The sequence below is a fragment of the Ruminococcus sp. AM31-15AC genome (assembly GCF_003462045.1).
Classification (GTDB): Bacteria; Bacillota; Clostridia; order Oscillospirales; family Ruminococcaceae; genus Hominimerdicola; species Hominimerdicola aceti.
Genome location: NZ_QTYG01000082.1, coordinates 1 through 5,868, shown reverse-complemented (window position 1 = coordinate 5,868; position 5,868 = coordinate 1). Strand labels below are relative to the sequence as shown.

General features: G+C 33.4%; 8 protein-coding genes. All 8 read left to right on the top strand.

Annotated features, from left to right (window positions below; genetic code table 11):
• A partial coding sequence (locus DW793_RS14835) for a hypothetical protein (RefSeq protein ID WP_181988385.1) occupies positions 1–499 on the top strand: 499 nt, incomplete at its 5' end.
• A gap of 924 nt (positions 500–1,423) precedes the next feature.
• Positions 1,424–1,618 (top strand): cellulose binding domain-containing protein, encoded by a 195-nt coding sequence (locus DW793_RS13560; RefSeq protein ID WP_181983528.1) that lies wholly within the window; start codon positions 1,424–1,426, stop codon positions 1,616–1,618.
• A 12-nt stretch (positions 1,619–1,630) separates the two neighbouring features.
• Positions 1,631–2,053, top strand: coding sequence for a cellulose binding domain-containing protein (locus tag DW793_RS13555; RefSeq protein ID WP_118158460.1), 423 nt, complete (start codon positions 1,631–1,633; stop codon positions 2,051–2,053).
• Positions 2,054–2,136: 83 nt separating this feature from the next.
• A complete protein-coding gene (locus DW793_RS13550) occupies positions 2,137–2,559 on the top strand; it encodes a hypothetical protein (RefSeq protein WP_118158459.1) in 423 nt (140 codons plus the stop codon).
• Positions 2,560–2,597: 38 nt separating this feature from the next.
• Positions 2,598–3,719 carry a hypothetical protein gene (locus tag DW793_RS13545; protein ID WP_118158458.1) on the top strand — a complete coding sequence of 374 codons (1,122 nt, stop codon included), beginning with the start codon at positions 2,598–2,600 and terminating at the stop codon, positions 3,717–3,719.
• Positions 3,720–3,850: 131 nt separating this feature from the next.
• Positions 3,851–4,030 (top strand): hypothetical protein, encoded by a 180-nt coding sequence (locus DW793_RS15525; protein ID WP_147342218.1) that lies wholly within the window; start codon positions 3,851–3,853, stop codon positions 4,028–4,030.
• A 79-nt stretch (positions 4,031–4,109) separates the two neighbouring features.
• Positions 4,110–4,262: a hypothetical protein gene (locus tag DW793_RS14830; protein ID WP_181982735.1), complete on the top strand. Its 153-nt coding sequence runs from the start codon at positions 4,110–4,112 to the stop codon at positions 4,260–4,262.
• A 570-nt stretch (positions 4,263–4,832) separates the two neighbouring features.
• Positions 4,833–5,868, top strand: a 1,036-nt coding sequence (locus DW793_RS13530) for a leucine-rich repeat domain-containing protein (RefSeq protein ID WP_181988384.1), incomplete at its 3' end; no start/stop codon positions are given.

The following is a 5,868-nucleotide window of genomic DNA, read 5'->3' as shown; positions in this document are numbered from 1 at the left end:
TGGTAAAGTCGTAGAATCCCGGGACACTTTTAATATTGATTATTCATATCAGCCGATTAAACAATCTGATAAATATTTAATTATCATAGCACCCCGGGACACTTTTAATATTGATTATTCATATCAGCCGATTAAACAATCTGATAAATATTTAATTATCATAGCACAGTATTCACATTACGCAAAAGGATTTACAGATAATGTATCTGAACAAATTGACGGTGACAGAATTATTTTATGGAATTATGAAACATCACATTTTGAAGAAAAGAAAACTAAAAATCACGAAAGAATCATTTATGCCAACTCCCAAAAAGCAATAACCTATTATAAAGGTAAATATCTGACATATTCGCTTGAGGATTGGAGTCTTATTAAAAAGCAGTCAGTTGATGAGATCAAAGAAGGCGGTTCGTACACTTTTGAATCCTGCGGTGACTACATTTTTGTGTTCGATAATAATTCCGGTGAATTGCTGAATACTATCAACATTGCTTAATTTGATTTGCTCTGTAAACTCATATGTTTGCAGAGCAATCTTATTCTTCAATTTAATATAAACAGCAAAACAACCGACCGTTTCTTAGACAGTCGATTGTTTTAACTATTAATTAACATAACTAAACCTATTGCTGATAACTTCTTCTTTCTCAATCGGTTTTTTACGTTCCTTATTGCAGCCCCGATTTTACGAGCTTTTTTTGTGTTTTGAGGGTAAAAATTTCAGGTGTAAAACCATAGATGCTTTTTCGTTAAAAAAGGATCTGAACCCTCAACGATTAAACATCGTCAAACAAAACGGCAGACTTTGAGTATATTTTGCTCTAAGCCTGCCGATTTTGTTGGTATCTCTTAAAATAGAGAAACCAATAGGATCGGCTTTTTTTGTTTTTTAGAGCGGATACTCAGAATTCCTTAATGTAAACGACATGACGGTTGTTTATCCTAATGGAATAATTGATATTATTCCGTGGGAAAACGGAAATGTGGACAAGAAAAATATTCAAAGATTCTTAACGGCTCTTTTAAAAGACGGCGAGTCTGAAACAATCAGTCTGAAACCCGGAGAAAGTATTGTCGGACATTATTCAGCAAGAAAAAAACACTTTCTTCTAATTTTGATGACTAAAAAAATATAAGAAAGCATTACCATAGGAGCGGCAATCGGATTTCTGATCATAATTTTTCAGCATGGAAAACTGTGCGTAGGATTCTTATGAAAACAAGATTTTACATATCAGGAGGAAAAAATTGAAAAGAAGAATCACTTCAATTTTCATGTCTGTTATTGTCCTCATCAACATAATTGTTCCGGTCTACGCTTCGGCAGCAGACGTCGCTGATAACAATTCGTCTGTCTATATAGGCAAAGGTTATGTTGTTTATTATGATATTAAAAGCTCATGGGGCAATAATCAGAATATTGAAATCAAAAAATATAGGTTCAGAAACTATATCAAACTGGGCTTTGAAATTCGACGCTCATGGAGAGATAAGCGGACTTTGGAACGGCATTGCTTACAGCAGCAGCGAAACTCAGTATATTATAAAAAGCACAGGATATAATTATGAAATTCAGCCCGATCAGGAAGTGAATTTCGGTTACTGTGTGACATGAGAAGGTTTTGAAATTCCAAAAGCTTTTGAAATCTGTTCACAAAGAACCGATAAAGCAGAAAATGAATATATTGTTTCGCTGAATGTTACCAACGATTGGGGTAACGGTTTTACTGGTGAAATACAAAATCTCTCAGCCAAACCAATAGAAGCTTGGCGACTCAATTTTGATACTAATTTTACAATTGAGGTTATATGGAATGCGAGAATGGTATCTGCAGAAGCAAATTCATATTCTATTGCAAATGACATTACAACAACCCCGATAGCAGCTAATGAAACTAAAACATTTGGATTCAAAGCTTTAAAGGAAAGAGGTGTAACAGCGGAAATATTCAACTGTATAGTTAATAGAGTGACTATTAACGAAAACTTTAAATCGCTTGAATTTCTTGAAACGGGTCTTGTGCTGACTGCTTTTGCACAATACAATTAAAATACGATACGGATGACGACGGTATAAGCGACGGCGATGAAATAGCTCTTGGACTTGATTCATTAAATCCCCAGACTTTTGGCGTGCCTGATTCTGAGTATATATTTGAAGTTGACGTTCCGCCAGATGTCGAAAGCTTTTCAAATATTAATACCGATACAAAGCCTTTCGAGGTATCGGTTAAAATAAAAGCTGCAGGAAATATTCTGTCAAATCTTGATGTAAGAGAAAGCCTTTACTCAAAAGCAATGACAAATGATGCAACTTTAGGAATTTGTTCGGAATTTATTTACGATGAGGGTTGCAAAATTGAAGAAGCTGTGATACAATTTAAAATAGATGACGAGAATGCAGTCGAAGCAGATACTAAAAAGGCTGAAGATTCTGAGTTCTATACACTGTTTCCATTGATTATTTCAGTATTAGAATTAGGCAATCAAGGCATATCTACTGCTTTTTCATGTATATCGGACCTTTTCAGTAACACGGTCAAAACTTGTAATTAATGAAATAAGAAGATTATTGAACTTAGAGGAGGATTTTTTTGATAGATGGCAATAATGAGTTAGAAAATCATATTTACTATGTTTGCTTAATAAATGTTATTTTATTTCTGATTGGCGTATTTGCGGCTTATGGTGTTTATTATGAATATTTGTATGAAGGGATATTCACTAACGGTATATCTGATTTCAAAAGATTGATAATATTTAATTTTATATGCTATCTTTTGGTTGTGTATAATGCCGCAGTCATTATAATGGCTATGGGTGAGGGCCTTTTGCTAAGTGCAAGATATAGGAAATTTAATAAGTCAAAAAAATTAGGCTTGAAAATTATTACATCAGCCGTAATAAACCATGATAAAGATTTTTTGTTAAAAAATCGGATACGGATATTAGTTTTTATTTGTTTGCTTATAGGAGTAGGTGCAGGTATAAATAAAATATTTGAGATCAGCAATATGACAGTATTTGAACAGTTGTCTCTGATATCCGAAATAAATGACGATATAGAATATGATGATCCGATAAGTATTGAAACCGACAGCATTGAGTTATACGATAATCGAAATATTTGGGTAGAAAACAGTGATGGTGTTAATGTTAAACGATCACTAAAATCAAGTCAGGTCGAAACGATCAAGGGCGACAACGGATTTCAAAAAGAAATTCCAGTTGAACGGCATTTTCGAATCTCATATTATAAAAGATCAGGTTATGTAAAAGAAGTTCTGGATATAACGGATACCTCCGATTACAATTTGTCACTTAGTTCTCCATCATATTCATATTTTATAAAACAAAATATTGAAATAAGATTAAGCGTCAATGAAAACAATACAATACTTGTAGAGCGTTCTGGTATTGCAGTGTATGATGATTTAGATCCGAACAGCGTAGAATTAGCTGAGATGGAAAAGAAAATATATTGGTACATTACCTGTGACGGCGAGTTCTATAAGCGCAGTTTAGCTATTCGGTCAAACTGGACAAATATTCTAACTTTTGCTCCTGCCGGAGATTACGCTGTCACTCTTGTTTTGGATAATGACGAAGAAATCGAAGATCAAGCCCCTATCAGCAATACTATTTTATATTCTAAGAGGAGTAAGAATAGTAATTCTGAAGAGTATGAGAGTGTACCACTGGAAAAAGATGATTGATTATTTTATGGGAAAAAACAATGACCCAATTCACAAAATCATTTATATGGAGATTTATACTAGATATAATTCTACTTGGAATTTTCGTAAGACTTTTGCAGAACATTATCTTGGCGATTTTGTCAAGAAGTATGGAGACTTATTCAACACCGTTCCTTATTATTGAAGCAGTTGTCGTATCGGCAATCAGTATGTTGTTTATCTGCTTTCTCACATACTGGAATATCGGCGTTATTTCAAAGAAAGGTTGTTATGACTATCCGAATGATTCGGATAAATGGTTCAGAAATTTTGCAATTATTAATATCTGACAGACGATGGGTTGAATGTCAAAGCACTACATATTTCATGCAATACTTAGCCTTGTTGGCTGCAGAGGGGCAAGAGCATATGACAATAGCATTAGAAGAAGTGGCTCCAATATTTAAAGATGTAAAATGGGATTTTATTAGATACAGTACTGATAATGATGTACTCAAAGGAACAGATTACATATCAGATCCACATTTACAAATTAGTTATTACGTTATATCAAGGGGATGATAATTTTGAAAAAGGTATATAATTATTTTAAAATTCTTGCACTTGACATAACGATATACTTGTTAAGTATTTTGTTTGCTCTTATGTATAGATATGTATTTTCAAAGGTGTTAGATACTCTTAGCGGTTCAACGTGGGCAAGTGGAATTGCTTTGTTTTTTATAATCAACACACTTACGTTTCTATGTATCGTTATTTTGCCAACATTGTTTTATATAAAAAAGGATAAATTTGATATTATCAGTTTACTTATGACAGCAGTGATATTATTTTTATTATTCTCTATGTATACGCCACCATTTTTATATCTGTTTGTGTTTACCGACTCGATAACGGGTTTCTTGTTTAATGTTTTACAGATGTCTAAGCTAAAATCTTCGATTTTGATATCATTTCAATATTCGATAATAATTTTTCTTACAGCCAAAATTCATAGAGTAAAAGCAACATAAGCTATATTATTATATGACAGTACATTATACTAATAAATTGACAATTGAAAGTATTGCGATCAAATGGGAAGCAAAACAGCTAAAAGTAATTAGAATAATAAATTATAGGAGGATAACAATGGATATTACAAAAAAGTTTTCAGTTTTATTGATTACTGCAATAACGGCAGTATCATTGGTTTCTTGTGGAAAGACTACAAAACCTGAAGCTAGTTCGGATTCTGAAGTTAGCTCAGTTATAAATGTCAAAGCTTCGGCATGGGATAATCTTAACGATAAAGAAAAAGATTTCTACAAAGGTTTAGAGAAAAAGGGTCATACCATAGATAAAGATACAGGCTATGTATATATCGACGCAGCAGGGTTTCAAGACGATTGGGGAGATACATTTGGAAATGAGGGTATTGTAATATCCTATTATTTCGGAAATGATGAAGTAGTCCATGTTCCTGATAAAATTGACGGAAAAAAAGTCGTTAATGCCGCAACCCCACCAATGTGGAGATACGGCGATACAAATGATGATTATCATAATCTTGACTATACATTTAATATCAGAGAACTTTATTTTCCTGAAGATTTTCAAGAAATTCGTAACGGCTTTAATTTTTGTGAAACTTTAGAAAAAATAGAGCTGCCAAAATCACAGACGGAAATAGGAATTGCGTTCTTTAAGCAGTGTACAAATTTAAAAGAATTTACCTGTCCAGATTCAATAACTATCATTTGTAAAGACGCTTTTAGAGGCTGTGAGAATTTGACATCAATAACATTTAATGATGAATTGAAAACGATCGAAAATGAGGCGTTTGCCGATTGCAAAAGCTTGGAAAAACTTGAATTACCTGATACATTAGAATCAATAGGAAATTCGTGCTTTCAAAATTGCACAGCCCTTAAAGAAATAAATATCTCGTCGAAAATCAACACTATTCCCAAAAGAGCATTTTTCGCCTGCAAGGCTTTGGAAACGCTTGCTCTTCCAGACAGCGTTACGGCTATAAATAGTGAGGCATTTGCACATTGTAACAGCCTAAAGGAGATATACATTCCTGAGTCGGTCAATGAAATAGCGGAAAACGCTTTTGATGAGTGTGATAGCTTGACGATAAAGGGAAAATCAGGCTCGTATGCTGAGGAGTATGCAAAGGAAA

What these genes read in the sequence shown, in the direction of transcription:
- DW793_RS15525 (WP_147342218.1), top strand. Translation starts at nt 3,851, where the DNA reads ATGGAGACTTATTCAACACCGTTCCTTATTATTGAAGCAGTTGTCGTA.
- DW793_RS14830 (WP_181982735.1), top strand. Translation starts at nt 4,110, where the DNA reads ATGACAATAGCATTAGAAGAAGTGGCTCCAATATTTAAAGATGTAAAA.